17 protein-coding genes are annotated in these 17,779 nt (G+C 62.4%); 3 read left to right on the forward strand and 14 right to left on the reverse strand.

The window, feature by feature from the left end:
- Positions 1–54: 54 nt before the first annotated feature.
- The 7 genes from ON14_RS16210 to ON14_RS11540 all read right to left on the reverse strand — a co-directional run bounded on the left by ON14_RS16210 (position 55) and on the right by ON14_RS11540 (position 7,087).
- Positions 55–183 (reverse strand): putative transporter small subunit, encoded by a 129-nt coding sequence (locus tag ON14_RS16210; RefSeq protein ID WP_010205271.1) that lies wholly within the window; start codon positions 181–183, stop codon positions 55–57.
- A 9-nt stretch (positions 184–192) separates the two neighbouring features.
- Positions 193–1,869, reverse strand: a complete 1,677-nt coding sequence (locus ON14_RS11510) for a sodium:solute symporter family protein (RefSeq protein WP_010205272.1) — start codon at positions 1,867–1,869, stop codon at positions 193–195.
- A gap of 401 nt (positions 1,870–2,270) precedes the next feature.
- Entirely contained in the window at positions 2,271–3,005 is a 735-nt protein-coding gene (locus tag ON14_RS11520; RefSeq protein ID WP_141630047.1) for an FAD:protein FMN transferase, read from the reverse strand.
- The gene (locus tag ON14_RS11525) at positions 3,002–3,499 is read right to left on the reverse strand and encodes an FMN-binding protein (protein WP_010205276.1); all 498 of its coding nucleotides are present in this window, start codon (positions 3,497–3,499) and stop codon (positions 3,002–3,004) included. The genes ON14_RS11520 and ON14_RS11525 overlap by 4 nt, the downstream gene beginning before the upstream one ends.
- A 26-nt stretch (positions 3,500–3,525) precedes the next feature.
- On the reverse strand, positions 3,526–4,959 hold the full coding sequence (locus ON14_RS11530; protein ID WP_010205277.1) for a ferredoxin reductase family protein: 1,434 nt from the start codon (positions 4,957–4,959) through the stop codon (positions 3,526–3,528).
- A 65-nt stretch (positions 4,960–5,024) separates the two neighbouring features.
- Positions 5,025–6,410 carry a sensor histidine kinase gene (locus ON14_RS11535; protein WP_010205280.1) on the reverse strand — a complete coding sequence of 462 codons (1,386 nt, stop codon included), beginning with the start codon at positions 6,408–6,410 and terminating at the stop codon, positions 5,025–5,027.
- The gene (locus ON14_RS11540; RefSeq protein ID WP_010205281.1) at positions 6,410–7,087 is read right to left on the reverse strand and encodes a response regulator transcription factor; all 678 of its coding nucleotides are present in this window, start codon (positions 7,085–7,087) and stop codon (positions 6,410–6,412) included. Before ON14_RS11540 ends, ON14_RS11535 begins: the two co-directional genes overlap by 1 nt.
- 18 nt (positions 7,088–7,105) lie before the next feature.
- On the opposite strand from ON14_RS11540, the gene ON14_RS11545 reads away from it, so the two are divergent.
- From ON14_RS11545 to ON14_RS11555, 3 genes are all read left to right on the forward strand, one after another.
- Positions 7,106–8,185 (forward strand): ornithine cyclodeaminase family protein, encoded by a 1,080-nt coding sequence (locus ON14_RS11545; protein WP_237719731.1) that lies wholly within the window; start codon positions 7,106–7,108, stop codon positions 8,183–8,185.
- Between the two features lie 64 nt (positions 8,186–8,249).
- Positions 8,250–9,719, forward strand: coding sequence for an aminopeptidase P family protein (locus ON14_RS11550; protein ID WP_010205284.1), 1,470 nt, complete (start codon positions 8,250–8,252; stop codon positions 9,717–9,719).
- 46 nt (positions 9,720–9,765) lie between these two features.
- On the forward strand, positions 9,766–11,244 hold the full coding sequence (locus tag ON14_RS11555) for an SPFH domain-containing protein (protein WP_010205285.1): 1,479 nt from the start codon (positions 9,766–9,768) through the stop codon (positions 11,242–11,244).
- 144 nt (positions 11,245–11,388) lie between these two features.
- On the opposite strand, the gene ON14_RS15730 is transcribed toward ON14_RS11555, so the two are convergent.
- The 7 genes from ON14_RS15730 to ON14_RS11585 all read right to left on the reverse strand — a co-directional run bounded on the left by ON14_RS15730 (position 11,389) and on the right by ON14_RS11585 (position 17,742).
- A complete protein-coding gene (locus ON14_RS15730; RefSeq protein WP_141630048.1) occupies positions 11,389–11,532 on the reverse strand; it encodes a MetS family NSS transporter small subunit in 144 nt (47 codons plus the stop codon).
- Positions 11,529–13,112 carry a sodium-dependent transporter gene (locus ON14_RS11560; RefSeq protein ID WP_010205286.1) on the reverse strand — a complete coding sequence of 528 codons (1,584 nt, stop codon included), beginning with the start codon at positions 13,110–13,112 and terminating at the stop codon, positions 11,529–11,531. The genes ON14_RS15730 and ON14_RS11560 overlap by 4 nt, the downstream gene beginning before the upstream one ends.
- 158 nt (positions 13,113–13,270) lie before the next feature.
- The gene (locus ON14_RS11565; protein WP_010205288.1) at positions 13,271–14,347 is read right to left on the reverse strand and encodes a C45 family autoproteolytic acyltransferase/hydolase; all 1,077 of its coding nucleotides are present in this window, start codon (positions 14,345–14,347) and stop codon (positions 13,271–13,273) included.
- On the reverse strand, positions 14,344–15,183 hold the full coding sequence (locus ON14_RS11570) for an ABC transporter ATP-binding protein (RefSeq protein ID WP_010205289.1): 840 nt from the start codon (positions 15,181–15,183) through the stop codon (positions 14,344–14,346). The genes ON14_RS11565 and ON14_RS11570 overlap by 4 nt, the downstream gene beginning before the upstream one ends.
- On the reverse strand, positions 15,180–15,977 hold the full coding sequence (locus ON14_RS11575; RefSeq protein WP_010205290.1) for an ABC transporter ATP-binding protein: 798 nt from the start codon (positions 15,975–15,977) through the stop codon (positions 15,180–15,182). The genes ON14_RS11570 and ON14_RS11575 overlap by 4 nt, the downstream gene beginning before the upstream one ends.
- Positions 15,977–16,804, reverse strand: coding sequence for an ABC transporter permease (locus ON14_RS11580; RefSeq protein ID WP_010205291.1), 828 nt, complete (start codon positions 16,802–16,804; stop codon positions 15,977–15,979). The genes ON14_RS11575 and ON14_RS11580 overlap by 1 nt, the downstream gene beginning before the upstream one ends.
- Positions 16,801–17,742, reverse strand: coding sequence for an ABC transporter permease (locus tag ON14_RS11585; protein WP_010205293.1), 942 nt, complete (start codon positions 17,740–17,742; stop codon positions 16,801–16,803). The genes ON14_RS11580 and ON14_RS11585 overlap by 4 nt, the downstream gene beginning before the upstream one ends.
- Between the last annotated feature and the right edge of the window lie 37 nt (positions 17,743–17,779).

A 17,779-nucleotide genomic window follows, 5' to 3' on the forward strand; every position in this document is an offset into this window, starting at 1 on the left:
GCTCTTCGGCGATGGGAAACTGTGCAGGGGATCAGTCAGGGCTGACAGCGGCAACTAAATGATGCTGCGGCCCTCAGCGCGGGCTTCACGCCAATCCTTGACGAATCCGCGCACGAGCACGAAGAGCACGCCGGCGACGATGACTGGCCAGACGAGCATGTAGATAGCAATGATGATTTCCATGGTGGTCTCCTAGCGCGTGGTCGGGGTAGATTTGCGGTCAAGGTCGGCAGCAGCATCCGACACAACATCGAAGTCACCGGTGCGATCGCTGATGACCTTGAAGTCGAAGTTCTGCGTGCTGCGGAACGACATGAAGTAACAAATAACGGTGCTCACGGCGTACGCGACCAAAGATCCGCTCAGCACGGCGTAGTCGTGAAGGAACCCGATGGCGAAGGGCGCTGACGCGAGGGAAGCCACAATGCCGACAGTCACGCCGACCTTCTTGCCGAAGAAACCGAATGCCATGATTCCGAGAACCACTCCGATTCCGATGACGGACAAGACGTCGATAGCGATTCCGTAGGCTCCCGTGAGTTCGATCCATTCGAACCGCACGACGATGAAGACGACGAGTGCGACCAGCACCGATGTCGTGAAGGCTGCGTTGGTGACCTTCTTCCAATAGAAGCTGGCGATTACCGGGAACACCAGCGCGCCCCAGAGTGCGCCTACAAAGACCAGCAGGTCGAGAATGTTGAGTGCGCCGCTCGCAAAGTACAGCCCCGCACCGGTCGCGACGACCATGGAGATGCGCCCGACGAGCAACATCGTCTTGGGGTTGGCCTTGCCTTTCTTGGCAATGTTCTGGCCATAGATATCCGCCATCATGATCGATGACAATGCGGAAAGGTCGGAGTCTGCCGTTGAGGCAAGTGAGCCGATGATCATGATGAAGAGAACACCGAGCAGAACCGGGCCGAGGAAGGTGCTCGCCAGCTGGGGGATGAGGTTGTTGGTGTCACCGTCAACGGGCTCGATGCCGAGGTAGAGGGCCATGACGCCGAGCATCCCGATGCCGATGATTGTCGCACCGTAGCCGATTGTCGCCGTAATGAAGGTGGGCTTAATGAGGTCTTCGCGCACAGCAAAGAGTCGCTGGGCGATTGTCTGATTGCCGATGGCGTACGCCAGAACCGCGGCAATATAGGGAGCGCCCTGGTTGAGGAAGGCATCCGAGGAGAAGAAATTCGACTGCTGCGGGGTGAGGTTTGACGCCCCCGCGATGAACATGTCGGTGCCACCAGCAGTGAAGAACACGGCGGGGACGATGATGATGACCGCACCCAACATCGCCACTACCTGCGCGAAGTCAGTGAGCACGGACGCGCGGAAGCCCGACCACAGCGTGTACAGCAGGACACCGCCGGCAACAAACAAGATGCCCTGAGTGAAGCTAAACGGCGAGAGCATCGAAATGAGTGCTCCTCCCGCGATGAAGTTTGAGGTGAGGCTGATGACGCTGCCCAGCACGTTAGAACCAGCGAGCATGAGTTGGCTCGAGCGACCATGACGCGCGCGCATGACCTCAGCGAGAGTGTGGGCGCGCGGGGCGACAGCACGAATGCGTTTGCCGAAGGGATAAATGAAGAGGATCATCAGGGCGCCCCACAGCCCGTAGTGGATGGGGCCCGAAATGCCGTACGTGTAGCCCGACGTTGCGGAGGCGTACATGGAGGAGGCCCAGATCCACGTTGCCGTCATCGAGGCTGCTGAAATGCCAAAACCAATCTTATGGCCGGCGTTCATATAGCCGTCAGCGTTCTCTTTCTTCTTGCCGATCATGATCGACATGATCAGGGTACCGCCGAAGAATACGACGAGGAGTCCGATCACAATCGGCGCTCCCAGTTGTTGCATTTCCATCCAGTTCCTCTCAATGGCAGGACAGACCCCAATAGGAAGGATTCGTCCCGAATTATGTGGCGCGCGTCGACCGTCAGGAACCCCGCCGGTCTGTTGTTCTCAGCGATTACCGCTAGAGATCAGACGCTGCGTAGGCCTTACGCCCTCGCCGTAGGTCAGCCAACCCGGCGCTCAGGCGCGATCCGCGACGTCCCTCCTGGGGAGCTCAAGCGTGAAAGGCGAGCGACGAGGGACAACGACCTCGAACTCATCGACACTATCAAAGCTCTCAGTCAAGCTTGACCATTGTGAGTGTAGAGCGGTTGCAGGGCGCCGCCGAGAGCTGCCCGATCGGGCGATGCTCGCGCTAGCGGGATCGTGACTCGAGGGCCGCTTCGGGTTGGGCTTGGCAGCGCTGGACGCTATCGCGTAGCTAGTGAACGCAGCAGTCCTTGAGTCGTGCGCAGCGCGCCCGCGCGGTCGACGGTGATGACGTCAACATCCCAGCGATCAGTGATGTCGTCGAGAGCATCCCGGCCGCCGGCAACGATCGCCGTGGCGAGCACATCTGCCGTGACGATGTCGGCCGCCGCAACGCTCACCTGGATGAACTGCGGAGGGGCGGTGCTGCCTCCGCGCCAAATGTGGTCGCCCCGGTGGGCACTACCCGAGGTCGCGAGAGCGAGCAGCGAACCGCCGAGGGTGATCGCGCAGAGTAGAGCCGAGCTATCCGCGGGGTCAACGATGCCGGTGGGCTGGGCTCCGCCGGTGGGGGAGATGAGAATGTCGCCACCAACGTTGATGCTCCAGCTCGGGCATCCGACAGTCTGCAGGTGTTTGCCGGCACGTTCGATTGCTTCGGCTTTGACGATGCCATTGAGGTCGATCACGCCATCGGGGCGGTGCGGGCTGAAACTGCCGCCAGTGGACGAACGCCATTCGAGAGCGCGGGCGTAGCTGGCCAGAAGCTCGTCGCTCGCCGCTGACAGCGACAACTGGCCGGAAGCAATGCGGCTCAGCTCCGACTCGGGGCGGTACAAACTAAAGCGCTGCTCGATCTCGTCGAAGATCGCACGCATTGGCCTGAGCTCGGCTTCCCACCCGTCGGGCAGCTCAATCGACGCAACAGTGCCCATCGTCTCTAGCGTGTACCTCATGACGCTCCGGCCTGATCGAGTGCCGACTGCACGGAAGCCAAGTACGCCTGCGTTGTATAGGTAGCGCCGCTCACATTGGAGACGGCAGTGGATTGAGAGGCAATGATTTCACTGCGCAGCACGGGCGCTGCACGGTTACTGATCTGAATCGACCGGCCATCCTCGTCAGTCAAGTGCAGGGCGGTTACTTCGCTGATGCTGCCACCGGCGATAGTCAGCTGCACTTGCACAGCACCAAACCGTGTGTTGATGCTCGAACCGGTGTAGGTTCCATCGGCCGGGCCGGAGGCTACAGTTCCGCTGGTCTCTGTGCCCGTGTTTGTGCTGGTGGTTGGAGCCGTGGATGTTTCCGGCGTCGTTGCACCGGAAGAGGTTGAACCGGATGTCGAACCGTTCGTCACTTCGCCGACGGGCAGCGTCAGTGACGAGCCGTTCGCGGTCGTGACCGCGGTTCCCGCTTGGTAGCCAACAATGAGCACGCTGGCCGAAGCCAAGATGCTGCCTAATATCGCTCGTGTTCTCACCAGTCGAACCTCTCTGCGTGAATCTGATGGGGGCGGATGCCGGTGGCGCGAACATCCGCTTCGACGAGGTCAAGCCACGCGGTGGGCCCGCACAGGTAGACGTCGGAGTCGGTGATGTCGGGGAAGGCCGTGCTGAGGCTGACCCCGCGGGCGGCGTCGGCGTGCGACATCCAACTTTCGATTCCGCGTGGGCGGTGGCCGATCATTGTGTAGCAGGTGGCGCCCTTGGCGGCAGCGATTGCCTTGATTTCATCCCAGTGGTAGGCCTCGTCGGGGGTGCTTGCCCGCAACAGAATTGTTGCCTCCCCGGGAGCAAAGGACGCGTGCTCGAGTAGCGCGCGCACGGGAGTGACACCGATGCCGGCCGCAATGATGGTGAGTTTCGGTGAGGTGCGCGCGGTTGATGAGAACAAGCCGTAGGGGCCCTCAATACTCACCCGGGTTCCGACAGGAACAGCGCTGAGTTGGGCGCTGCCCGTGCCGAGGTCGCGAATCGTGATGCGGGCCGAACTGTTGGTTGGCATTGCCGAAAGCGAGATCGGGTGCGAATGCCACCAGGTGCGCGGCGCCCAGAAACGCCAGATGAAGAACTGACCACCGGATGCTTCGAGCCCGCGCAGGTCGTTGCCCGCGAGGTGAATCGTGGTGACCCCGGGCGCAATCGTGGTGACCGCGGCCACACGCATCCGATGGCGCAGGCTCGAGACGAGTGGCTCGACGAAACGGAACGTCACGATGCTGCCGAGGGCGACGACGTAGAGCGCGATCCAGTACACGCGCTGAAGGGTGCCGTCGGCGAGCACGCCACCGACGCTCAGCTGATGGGGGAGAGCGAAAGCCACCGAAACATAACTGAGCAGGTGGACCAGGTGCCAGCCTTCGTAGCTGAACCGGCGGCGCACCGCGACAACCGAGGTCACGACTACCGCGATCAGTAGGCCCAGTGCGATGAAAGCCAGAGGCATATCGGGCAGAGAAAGCATCGGCCCGATTTCGGCAATCGGGTTGATGCCCGAGCTGAGCCCGTAGCCGGTAAGCAACAGGGCGCCGTGGGCGAGAAGAAGGTAGAGCGCGGGCTTGCCGAGCGAACGGTGCACGGCGATGGCGCGGTCGTGGCCGATGGTGCGATCGATGAGCGGGATACGGGCGGCGAGCACCAGCATCACCAGAATGAAGTCGGTGCCGATCAGGCCGGCGACGATGCCGATGCTCGTGACGGTCTCGGCGACGGAGGAGAACTGGTCGACCCCGCCGGACGCCAGAAAGAGGGCGGCCGCTGCTGCCCCCGAAGCCCAGAGGGCGGTGACGAGTAGGTCAGAGAGTCGTGCCCGCCGCGCAAAATTGCGGCGGTATTCGTAGGCGGTAGCGACGGCCGCTCGGGCAGTGCGGGGCCTGGCCGTAGCGGCGCGAGGGCGAACCTGAGTGGACATGTCCCTACTGTGCTGGCTTCAGCTATGGGATCGCTAAGAAAAACCGCCCATTTGCGTGAGCGAATTCACATGTTGGGGATCAGCACCGTTGCACGCAAGCCATCGCCGGTGTTGTCGACCGTGGCCGACCCTCCCGCCGCAGTCGCGATGGCCTGAACGAGAGCAAGCCCGAGTCCGCTGCCCCCAGTCGCGCCCGTGCGTGAGACGTCGGGGCGCGAGAAGCGATCGAACGCGATCGGGATGAACTGCTCAGGCATGCCGGGACCATCGTCGGTGACCTCGAGATGGAGACCATCCACTTCGATACTCAGGGCCGCAAGAATGCCACCGCCGGTCGAGATCGCGGCAATCGCGTTGGAGAGCAGATTGTCGACGAGGCGACCGAACGATTGCGCCCCGATTCGAAAGCGCGCCTCCTCATCGACGGTGGAACACGTGAAATCGACTCTCGCCGCCTTCGCCATACCGAGAAGACGAGCGCGGTCAATGCTGCCCGTGAACTCATCAACAAGTCGTCCGGCGCTCGCCGTCGCCGTGCTCGCCTCCGTCTCGATGCGACTCAGCTCGAGAAGGTTGGTAGCCAATGACGTCAGGCGATCCACGGATGCTTCCGCCGCGGTGACCTGGGCGGCGAGAGCCTCAGCATTGCCAAAGTCGGCGTGTGCGAGCTCAAGCTGGGTGGTGAGCGCCGCCAGCGGCGTGCGCAACTCGTGGGCGGCATCCGACACCATCTGTTTTTCGCGATCGGTGGAGGCTCGCAGGCGGGCGAGGAAAGCGTTGAGCGTGGTGGCGAGGGCCGCGAGCTCGTCATCCGCAGCACCTACGGGGAGGGCGGTAGCGGTATCGCCGCTGAGCTGTTCCGCTTTGCGGCGCATCGCGGTGACCGGGCGCAGCGCAGCGCTGGCGAGACCCCACGAGGCAAGGCCGAAGCCGAGCAGCAACACGACCCCCGCAACGATGAGGATGCGATCGAGGCCGTGAAGCGCGAGCTGGCTCGCGGCGGTACTGCGTGCCGCCCACAACTGCCAGGTGCCCGCGTCGGTGGTGAGGGTGCGCCCGGCAACGACAAACGATTGGACATCGTCGTCGTCGGCGGCTTTTCCCTCGTGGTCGCTGCGGTCATCCTGCACGACAATCGAGGTGTCGCTGGGGTCGGTGCGCGTGACTTCCGTGGTAATGCCCCGGGGAAGAGTGTTCACTTGCACGTCGCCGTTGGGGTCGGTGATGTAGACGAGAACCCCGGTGCCCGGGTCATCCACTGATTCATCGGGGTTCGCCGTGATGTCGGCAACAAACGGTGTGAGGTCACTGGTGGCGAGGGAACGATCAGCTTCGGTAAGAATGTCTTGCACCGCAATGCGCACCACGACGAGCGCGATCAACAGCAGGATTGTTGCGGCGGCAACACTGCCGAGAGTGATGCGGGCGCGAATCGACAGCTTCGAGAACATCACTCCACCGCCGCCAGCGAGTAGCCAACACCGCGAACCGTGCTGATGGTGACGCCCGCCACTATCGGGTCTAGTTTGCGCCGCAAGTAACTGACGTACTGGTCGACAACCGTGGCATCAATGTGGGCGCTCGTGCCCCACACCTCCTCCAAGATCTCGGCGCGGCTGAGCGTCTCGCCGGTGCGAGAGCTGAGCATCCAGAGCAGAGCAAATTCTTTGGAACTCATCGGCAATGCTGTGCCGCCGGATGTTGCCCGCACGGTGGCGGCGTCGAGCACCAGGTTGCCAATTTTGCGGCTTGCTTTCGCGGCAGTCGTATCGCGGCGAACGAGCGCTCGGATGCGGGCCGCGAACTCTGCAAACGCGAACGGTTTGGTGAGATAATCGTCGGCGCCAGAGTCGAGGCCGAGCACTCGATCCTCTACCGCGTCGCGCGCCGTGAGAAGCAGCACAGGCAGGTGGTTGCCCTGTTCGCGCAGGTGCCGACAGATTTCGAAGCCCGACATTTCGGGGAGCATGACATCGATGGCGGCCGCCGAGAAGTCGTCGCTGGCTACCGCAATGAGAGCATCCATGCCGTTAGCGACCAGAGTGACCGTGTAGCCCTCAGCTTCGAGACCGTGCTGAACGAGCGCGCCCATGGTCTCGTCATCTTCCACGACCAGGATGTTCGTCATGGTGGCCAGACTACGCCCGTGAATGGGGAACTCGACGACGTTGCGCGGGCAGACGCCGCGATACCATTGGGCCTGCAGGTGTTGAGAGAAGGGGCATCAATGTTCGAGCAGAATTCACCGGTCGTGCCCCGCTCTGAAACCCCTATTTCGAGCAGCGCAATGACGCCCGCCTACCTCGACGACGCAGCCGTGCGGGCAGCGATTAGCCCCGGCGCCGCGGTGGCTGCCGTTCAGGATGCGCTGAGGTCAGGCTTCGATCCCGGCACAGACCATGCGCGGGTTTTTGAGAAGCTGACGCGCGGCGACTTTCTGCTGATGCCCTCAGAAGTTGGTCCGTATGCGGGAATCAAGGTGCTCACCGTTGCTCCGGATAATCCGGGCATCGGATTGCCCCGCATCCAAGGTCTCTACATTCTCTTCGACTCCGAGACTCTTACGCCGCGACTGTTGCTCGATGGTGCTGCGTTAACGAGCATCCGCACCCCAGCGGTGTCACTGGCCGCCACGGCAGGGGCACTGCTGCGCTCCTCGGATCCGCTCGACGTTGTCATCTTTGGGGCGGGGCCCCAAGCGGTCGACCACCTCGCGACCCTGCGTGCTGTTATTGGAGATCGTCGGCACCTCGCCTCGGTCACCGTGGTCGTGCGCACGCTGCGCTCGGTTGAGCTGCCCGATTCGCGGGTCGTGCAGACCGGAAGTGCCGAGGCTGCGGCTGCTATCGCCGCGGCCGGGGTCATCATGTGCGCCACGACCGCGCGAACTCCGTTATTCGACTCCGCTGCCGTGCGCGCGGACGCCGTGATCATTGCGGTTGGCTCTCATGAACCGGATGCTCGTGAACTCGATAGTGCGCTGATGGGACGATCTCAGGTCGTTGTCGAAGATGTTCCGACAGCGTTGCGCGAATCGGGAGACGTGGTCATGGCGATCGCGGACGGCGCTCTCACTGCGAGCGACCTCATTCCGCTGGCGGACGTCATCCGAGGCACGACAGCGCTCGATGCCACTCGCCCGGTGCTCTTCAAGAGTTCGGGCATGAGTTGGGAAGACTTGGCCATCGCGGCCGCCATCGCGCGCAGCATCGACGCACCGCAGTAACGCTCCGCGGGGCCCACGGCCCACCACGTTCTCACTTCCGCACGCCACAACGAAAGGCAGCCCCATGCACTCGAATTCAGATTCCGACCAGCACGCGACATTCACGCCCTCAACGCCCTCAACGCCGCATCCCGATCGAGGAGACCCGCGGCTGCCCCACTTGCGAAACGCAACCGGGTTCGTTAACTACATGGAAACGGGATGGGCGACCCCCGACCGCACGCCTGACACGGTGCCCGGCATCGCGGCCGCTACCGCCGCCCACCGAGCTCGTCTCAGCCCTGCCTTCGCCGGGCGTACCATCGTGCTGGCGGGCGGCAAAGCTCCCGTTCGGGTGAACGACAATTACTACGGTTTCCGCCCCGACAGCAACTTCTTCTGGTTGAGTGGATGCTCGGCCGAAGACGCCGTGCTCGTGATGAGCCCGACAGCCGGCGGCCACGATGCAACGCTATTCATTCCCGCACCGGCATATCCCGGAGAAGCAGACTTCTTTGCGGATGCCGCCCACGGTGAACTCTGGGTCGGCTCGGCACCGGGCATGCCCGAATGGACCGCCGCGCTGCAGATTGAGACGCGTCCATTGGCTGAGCTAGAGGCCGCCTTGGCTCGCGCGACAGACATCGCGCTTACGGGATCGTTGCTCGGCGCGAACCCGTTGCTGCACTCGATCCCCGTTTCGAACGACCTCGGCCGCGTGCTCTCGGAGATCCGCATGGTCAAAGACGAGTGGGAAATCGCCGAACTGCGCGGTGCGGTGAATCACACGATCGAGGGTTTCAAGGCGGTCGCCCGGGAGATTCCGCAGGCCATTCAATTCGGTGGAGAGCGCTGGTTGCAAGGCACCTTCGACCGCTACGCGCGCACCGTCGGCAACGGCACCGGGTACACGACGATCGTCGGCAGCGGCAAGAACGCCCCGGTGCTGCACTGGGTGCGCTGCGACGGCCCCGTGCAACCCGACGCCGCCGTGCTGCTCGACATGGGAGTGGAAGCCCGCTCCCTGTACACCGCGGATGTCACGCGCACGCTTCCGGCATCCGGAACGTTCTCTGCCGCCCAGCGTCAAGCGCACGACCTGGTTGAGAAGGCACACCGGGCGGGACTTGCGGCGGTCGGCCCCGGCAAGATCTTCAGCGACTTTCACCTCGCCGCGCTCGAAGTGATTGCGACCGGGCTGCACGACTGGGGCATGCTTCCTGTCTCGGTCGATGAAGCCTTGAGTGCTCAGGGGCAGCACCACCGTCGCTACATTGTGTGCGGCATCGGCCATCACCTCGGACTCGATGTGCATGACTGTGCCCAGTCGGGCTACTCCGCCTACCAGAGCGGAGAACTCGTGCCCGGAATGGTCATGGCGGTTGAACCCGGACTGTACTTTCACGAGTGGGACATGACCGTGCCGCCTGAGTTGCGCGGCCTCGGCGTGCGCATCGAAGACAATGTGCTCGTGACCCCGACCGGCCACGAAGTGCTCTCAGATGCGCTGCCAATTACAGCGGATGGCATCGAAGGGTGGATGCGCGCGCTGTAACCAAGGACAATGGGTGGTGATAGCTCATTTTCTGAAAGGTGCATACATGGAAATCTTCGCCACTGGCGGACTCGTCCTCCTCATCGGGATCGGGGTGGTCGTTCTTGTTGTACTGTTCTTGGTCATGTTGCTGATCGCTCGCGCCTGGTTCAAGGTCGCGCGCGCTGACGAGGCCCTCGTTGTTTCGGGTCGTTCGCAAAAGGATGGTGCGGGCAACGATTCCGCCGTCACCGTTATCGTCAATGGCAAGGCACTGGTCAACCCGATCACGCAGCGCCACGAGACGATTTCGCTTCGTTCGCGCCAGGTGTCAATGACTGCAGAGGCGCAGTCGGCTGACAACGTAACGCTTCAGGTTGAAGCTGTGGCGATCGTGAAGATCGGTTCTGACCCTGCCCTGGTTCGTCGTGCTGCCGAGCGTTTCGCTTCGCAGGATGCCGCCATCGAGCAGTTCACAACAGAGCAGCTTGAAGGTGCTCTTCGTGGTGTTGTCGCAACTCTCTCCGTTGTTGAGCTCATGCGTGAGCGCAAGAAGTTCTCTGACCAGATCGCGACGGATGTCTCGACCGAACTGTCGGAGCAGGGATTGATTCTCGACTCCTTCCAGATAAAAGGCATCGGCGACAAGGTCGGCTACATCCAGTCGCTCGGAACTCCGCAGATTGAGTCGAAGCGTCGCGAAGCAGAACTCGCCACGGCCGACGCCAACCGCGAAATCTCCAAGCGCAACATCACCGTTGCCGAGGCGAACCTGATCGAGCAGACCGCGCTCGACAAGAACACCGCAGACTCCAAGGCCGAGGTCGGTAAGGCCAACGCGGAAGCTGAGCAGGCTGAAGCGCTCGCTCGAGCCACCGCCGAGCAGGGCGTTCTGCAGCAGCGTGCCGAGAACCGTCAGGCAGAGCTCGACGCTGACGTGAAGCGTGTAGCCGACGCCAACCTGTACAAGGCTCAGAAGGATGCCGACTCCGATGCCTACCGTCTGGTCAAGGGTGCCGAAGCTCAGGCCCAGATCGCGGCTGTCGAAGCTGAAGCAGTGCGCGTTCGCGCCGCTGCTGACGCGGATGCCGTGCGTCTTTCCGGTGAAGCACGCGCAGCAAGCATCGAGGCAGAAGCTGCGGCTCTCGCCAAGCACCAAGATGCGCTCCTCGCCCAGCGTGCCCTCGAATCACTGCCGCTCGTCATGGAACAGTGGGCCAAGGGCTACGGCCAGATCGGTTCCGTCACCGTCATCGGTGGCAACGGATCAAGCGCAGCTGACACCATCGGAAATGAAAGCTCAATCGCCCTGCGTAGTTCGTTCGAGTCGATCAAGGCAGCTACCGGACTCGACCTCGCGTCGATCATCCAGGGCCGCGCCGTCGGTCAAGCCGTCGGTGAAGGTGCTCGCGGTGCCTCGAAGGGCGACTCGAAGGGCAACTCGAACGAGAGCTCAGCCGACAGCATTCTCGCCGCTAAGCTCGCAGAAGTTGCGCTCAGCGAGACCTCTGCGGGAAACGCCGAAGGCAACGAAAGCGCCGAGTAACAGCATGATGCGCTAATCGAATTGCGCGAAGGGCGGGTATCCACGGTGGATGCCCGCCCTTTTACGTGTCGCCTGCGGCGAATTGTGAGGCTCGGCCAGAAAGCGAACGCCGTGCGTTGATCGCGAACCTGTAGGCAGCGGGTACTAGTCGTCGTCACTCACGAGCTCTGAGCCCTCGGGATACACGTCGAGCTGGGGTTTGCGCGCAAGGAAGATGATGCTCGCGATGAGGCCGCCCCAGACGAGTACGGCGGCGACGAGGAAGAACGTGATGGCGATGCCGCTCATTTCTTGAGCTCCTTTAGCGCTTGAGTGCTGGGCCAGGCGGTGAAGTCGTCGGGGTCATGCTTCCAGCGCAGAGCCGTCATGGTGATCGCACCGATGAGGATCACGGCGACGGTTCCCCAACCCGCAACCGCGAGGTACCAGAGCGGGTAGCCCTCGTAGCCTTCTGTGACGAGCACGATCACTCGTTGGATGAGCATGTAGAGCAGCACGACGGGGGCGAGAACTCCGACGAGAATTTGCCAGATCGGGCCGACCTTGAAGGTGGAGACAGCGTTGAGATGGCCGGCCAGTTCGGGGCCCTTGCGGAACACCCAAATCACGAGAATCGTGGACGCGATCGCGGCAACGACGATGCCGATATTGTTCGCCCACTGGTCGACGGTGTCGAGAGTGATCAGGCCGGTAGTGGTCGAGAACAGCAGCACGGAGACTATCGCGAGAGCGGAACCCACTCGAATCGAAGCCTGACGGGCGGTGATCCCGAATTTGTCTTGGAACGCGGATGACACGACCTGAAGCACTGACAGCAGGGAGGTGAATCCGGCCATGACGAGCGAGCCGAAGAACAGCGCACCGAAGAGCGGACCGCCGGGCATCTGCGAGACGATCGCCGGGAATGTGATGAACGAGAGCCCGACGCCGGTGATGCCTTCGAGCTCGTCAACGCCGACGCCCTGCTGGAACGCGAAGTACCCGAGAGTCGCAAAGACTCCGATGCCGGCAATGATCTCGAATGACGAGTTCGCGAACGCGACGACCAGCGCCGGCGCGGTCACGTTTGCCTTGCGGCTGCGGTACGACGAGTAGGTGATCATGATGCCGAACGCGATCGACAGCGAGAAGAAGATTTGGCTGTAGGCCGCGATCCACACGCTGGGGTCGCCGAGCGCTGAGAAGTCTGGGGTGAACAGAGCATCCAACCCAGTCATTGCACCATCAAGGAACAGCGCGCGCACCACCAAGATGAGAAAGGCCACGACGAGTAGCGGCAAGAAGATGACGTTAGCGCGCTGCACACCCTTAGCAATGCCGGAGCCGAGCACGGCAAGCACAGCAACCCAGACGAGTACGAGTGGGATGAGAACAGCGGGCACGAACTGCGAGCTGAAGCCGGCATCCGAAGTTTGCAAGAATTCGTTGACGAAGAATCCGGCAGTGTCATCGCCCCAGCGCAGGTCGAAGCTGAACGTGAAGTAGCTGGCAGCCCACGCGACGACGGCCGCGTAGTACACGGCGATGACGATGCAGATCCACACTTGGAACCAGCCGAGCGACTCGAGCCACTTGCCGGCTTTGCCGCCGAGACGACGGAACGCAGTCGGTGCTGAGCCGCGAAAGCGGTGGCCAATCGCATAGTCGAGAAACAGAATCGGGATGCCGGCCGTGACCAACGCGATCAGGTACGGGATCAGGAATGCCCCGCCACCGTTCTCGTAGGCGACACCGGGGAAGCGCCAAATGTTGCCGAGACCCACGGCGGAGCCGATGGCCGACAGGATGAACCCCAGCTGGCCCGACCACTGTTCACGCGGTCGTGACGCGACCGTTCCGTTTTCTCCCGAATGCTGTTTCGTTGCCACAGTTGCTCCTCTGCGTGATGGTCACCCAAATGACCGTCGCTGGGGCCGCCCCGAATGCGTGGCCCGCTGCCCCCACAATGGGGTGATCTCACGTTAACACTGTGGGGTGCCCGATTGCGACAAGTGACAGCTCGCGTTTGTGGGCCCGCGCGGCGCGATTATCGGCGAGCGGCGACCAATCGGATGGTCGTTTCGGCGGTGGCATCTTTGGGGGAACCCGGCGAGACGGTGATTGCTCGTGCTGCGGCATCCAGAGTAATCGTGGCCAGTGTCGACCAACGGTCGCCAAAGACCGCGCCGATCGCGGGAACGCAGCAGAGTTGCGCCTCATCGCCGGGTTCGGAGAACAGATACGGGATGAGGGCGCTCGCCGCGGTAGGCAGCGGTGCGGCTGCAGCACGCTCGACGAGAACGTCGTACCGTGCTTGAGTATCGGGATCGTAGAGGCCGAGTTTCTCGCCGCGGCTCAACTGGGGATCGACGAAGTGGTTGGTGTGAACAAGCACCCCGTCGGTGGGTTCCAGCATGGCGGCGCCTTCAGGGTTTAGCTCGACGATGACGGCACCTTCGGGGCTCACTACGGTGATGGCGCTTGAGGTGCTCACGGGAGCAGATCGAAGAATCTCAACCGCCTCAGCCAACGTCGATGCTTCGGCGAGTACGCGGGCTGCAACGAGGTGAACGGGCACGCCATCCGGCCGGTCGGCTTGGTGGCCAAGAATGTTGAGCATGATGCCGACTCCGGCGTCATTGATCCCAATCTTGCCGAGGATGCCGTGCTCCGTCAGCCCCACGAAGGTGCGTGGCGTGCCGGAGACTCTGTGCAGGTGCCAGCATTCCTCGAGGTCTTCATGCCAGTCCCAGGTCTGCGCGCCGACGGGATTCACGCCAGCATTGACGATGGTGGAACATTCGCCGGGTTTTGTGCCGACGGCTTGCGAGAGGATCTCGGTGCGCGCATTGATGGCAGCAATTTTCCACAGTGGGGTGGCACTTCCCTCGGCGAGACCCTTGAGTTCATCAGCCAGAGCGGGGCTCCATTTTTCGGTCGCGACTAAAGCCTGCTCGGCATACCGGCGCACATCGTCGATGCTGATTGCGGATGCTTCGAAGAGTTCCAGGTAGATCGCGATGCCCTTCGTGAGGGTGTCGGCGATAGCGCGACCGCGGTCGACGCCCCGCTGGAAGGCATCGGTCGAATCGATGTGAATGATCTCCGGTGTACTGCGACTCATGATGCGATCTCTTCTCGGAGTTTTTGGATCATTCCTCGCTGGGGCTTCCAACCGGGGCGAGGAGCGCAGGCCAGCAGGAGTTGGGTGTACGGATGCTGCGGGTTGGTGAGCACTTCGGCGGTTGTTCCGCGCTCTACGATCTGCCCGCGGCGCATCACGACGACCTGATCGGCAATCATCTGCACGACCGAAAGGTCGTGGGTGATGAAGAGGTAGGTCAGGTTCTGCGATTGCCGCAGCTCTGCCAAGAGTTCGAGAATCTGGGCTTGTACGGTCACGTCGAGTGCTGCCACTGATTCGTCGAGCACAATGACGGCGGGGTTGGCGGCCAGCGCGCGCGCAATTGCTACTCGCTGTTTCTGGCCTCCCGACAGTTCGCTCGGCAATGCGTCGAGGAATCGCTCTTCGAGTCCCACGAGAGTGAACAGCTCGATGCAGCGCGCTCGTCGCTCGGCTCGGCTGAGGTGCGAGTGGGCTTTGAGCACTTCGTCCACCGCAACGCGCACGGGGAGCCGGCGGTTGAGCGAGCTTTGAGGGTCTTGGAACACCATCTGGATGTCACGGGCGCGGCGACGCAGTTCACGTCGGTTCGCGCGGGCGGCGACCGGCTCGCCGCTCACCGACACTCTGCCCGAGTCTGGTTTTTCGAGCCCGACGATGATGCGGGCGAGCGTGGTCTTGCCCGAACCGGACTCTCCGACGACGGCCAGGCACGAGCCTTTGTCGACGCTCAGAGTGACATTGTCGAGCGCCTTTACGTGCTGTTTAGCTCCGGTGTGGAAGGTCTTAGTGAGCGCTTCGACCGTGATTTCTGGGGTGTGTGCCGCGGTGGTCATGATGTGGCCTCGCTTTCCGGGGTCCAGGTGAGCCCCGCAGGGCGTGACTCCATCAATGCTCTGGTGTACGGATGCTGGGGGTTGTCGCGCAGCTGCTCCGGTAGTCCGATTTCCACAATTTCGCCGTCTTTCATCACGGCAATTCGGTCGCAGACTGCGGCAGCGAGGTCGAGGTCGTGGGTGACGAACAGCATTGCCATGCCGAGCTCGTGACGGCACTCATCGAGGATGGCCATCACTTCTGCTTGGGTGGTGACGTCCAGCGCGGTGGTTGGTTCGTCGGCGAGCATCAGCCGCGGTCTGCCCGCAATTGCGCCCGCAATGACGACCCGCTGAAGCATGCCGCCCGAGAGCTGATGCGGGTACGAGCGCAGCACGCGATCAACGGCATCGATGCCTACTTGCTCGAGCAGCTCGCCGGCGCGAATCTTCGCGGTCTTCGTGGGCTGTCCCTGGGCGTCGTGCATTCCCTCGATGAGGTACCGCTCAACAGGGAGCACCGGGTTCAACACGGCGTGCGGATTCTGAGCGATCATCGATACATCGTTGGCCCGCATCCGGCGTAACGCTTCACCAGTGAGACCGCGAACGTCGACATCGTCGAAAGTGATCGTGCCGGTGACCTCGGAGCCAGCCGGTTCGATCTGGAGGATGGAACGCAGGGTCATGGACTTGCCACTACCCGATTCGCCGACCAGACCGACTGCTTCGCCCGCCGCCACGGCGAGAGAGACGTCGCGCAAAATCTGCAGGTCCGGCCCGATGGTGAGCGAGAGGTTGTCAATGTTAAGCATCAGGCTTTCCTCCCTGCGGCGGCACGGCCACCGAGTCGTTCTCCGACGTAACCGAAGGCTGCCACGGTGATGACAATGCTGAGTCCAGCGAGAACACTCTCTGCCGGATAACCGTTCAAGAGTGACTGTTGTCCGCTTGACACCATGAGCCCCCAATCGGCTTCCGGCGGTTGCACGCCGAGGCCGAGGAAGGACAGCGCGGCGAGCTCGATCATTGCGAACCCGAAGTTGATGGTGGCGCCGGTCACGATGAGCGGGGCGACGTTCGGCAACAGGTGTCTGCCCGTGATCACAATTCCGGGGATGCCCTGCAATTCGGGGGAGCGAATGTAGGGGAGGTTGCGTTCGCGCATCGCCATGCTGCGAACCACGCGAGCGGAGTACGGAATGTACGCCACCGAGAGTGCCAGTGCCGCTGTCGTGAGGCTGGGACCAAAGACCGCAATGGCGAGCATCGCGAGCAGGAGGTTGGGAAAAGCGAAGAGCAGATCCAGAACTCGGCTGAGGAAAGAGTCGACAATGCCGCCCCACCAGACGGCAGTGAGAGCGATCAGGGTTCCAAAGACAGCCGTGATCCCCACGACGATCAGCGGACCAGTCAAGCTGGAGCGTGCGCCCCACAGCAGTCGAGAGAAGATGTCGCGGCCAGCCTGATCGGTGCCAAACAAGTGCTCGAAGGACATGCCCTGGTAGCGCTGCGTGACAGATCCAATGGTCGGATCGTAGGGGGCAATGAGGGGAGCAAAGAGCGCACCAAGCACCACGACGGCGATGACGCCGCAGGCGATGAGGCCGAGGGCGCCCATCCGTTCAGCAAATTGTTTCATCGGTTTGTCTCCACTTTCACTCGCGGATCGATGGAGGCATAGAAGAGGTCAACGAGAAGGTTGATGACACCAAAAGCGGCGACAAGAACAATGGCGATTGCTTGCACAACGGCGAAGTCCTTGCGTTGAACAGCGTGCACGAGCAGGGTGCCGATGCCGTCAAGCGTGAACGCGTACTCAACAACAAAGGAACCGGCAATCAGCCCGGCGATGTGAACTCCCACGATGGTGCTCACGGGGAGCATCGAGTTGCGGATGACGTGACGTCGCATCACGAGGCTCTCGGCAACGCCGCGCGCTCGGGCCATTACCGAATGCTCAGAGTCACGTTCCTCGCGAATGGAGGTGCGGGTGATGCGTGCCACGACGGCGGATGACGGCAACGCTAGAGCAAATGCGGGAAGCGTGAGGTGCCAGATTCGGTCGAAGAACCCATCTCCGGAGCCGAAGACAGGAAACCAGCCGAGCCCGACGCTGAAGATGCTCATCAGGATGAGGGCGGCGAAGAAGGTGGGGATCGCGAAGCCCAGGTTGGAACCCAAGAGGATGATCTTGTCGACAACGCCACCGCGCGTACCCGCAACGATGCCCATGCCGATGCCCAGCACGATGATGATGATGGCCGCGAGCGTGACCAACATCAGTGTGGTCGGCAGCCGACCGGCGAGCAGCTCGCCGACATCCTGCTGGTTGGCGAGGGAGCGGCCGAAGTCGCCATGCAACACGTTGGTGAGCCAGTTCCAGAACCGCACGAGGAAGGGGTCATCGAGAGAATACTGTTCGCGGATGGCCGCGAGAACTTCTGGGCTTACCGTTCGTCCTTGAACGAGAAAGTTTTCGGGGCTTCCCGGCGCCGCATACATCGCGGCAAAAACGAGAAAGCTTGACGCGATGAGCACCCCGACGAGGGCGGCTAAGCGTCGCAATATGAAAGTCACTGGATGAGCCGTTTCCTTAGAGACGAAGGCCGGGGGC

This window comes from Salinibacterium sp. PAMC 21357, from assembly GCF_000247645.1.
Classification (GTDB): domain Bacteria; phylum Actinomycetota; class Actinomycetes; order Actinomycetales; family Microbacteriaceae; genus Rhodoglobus.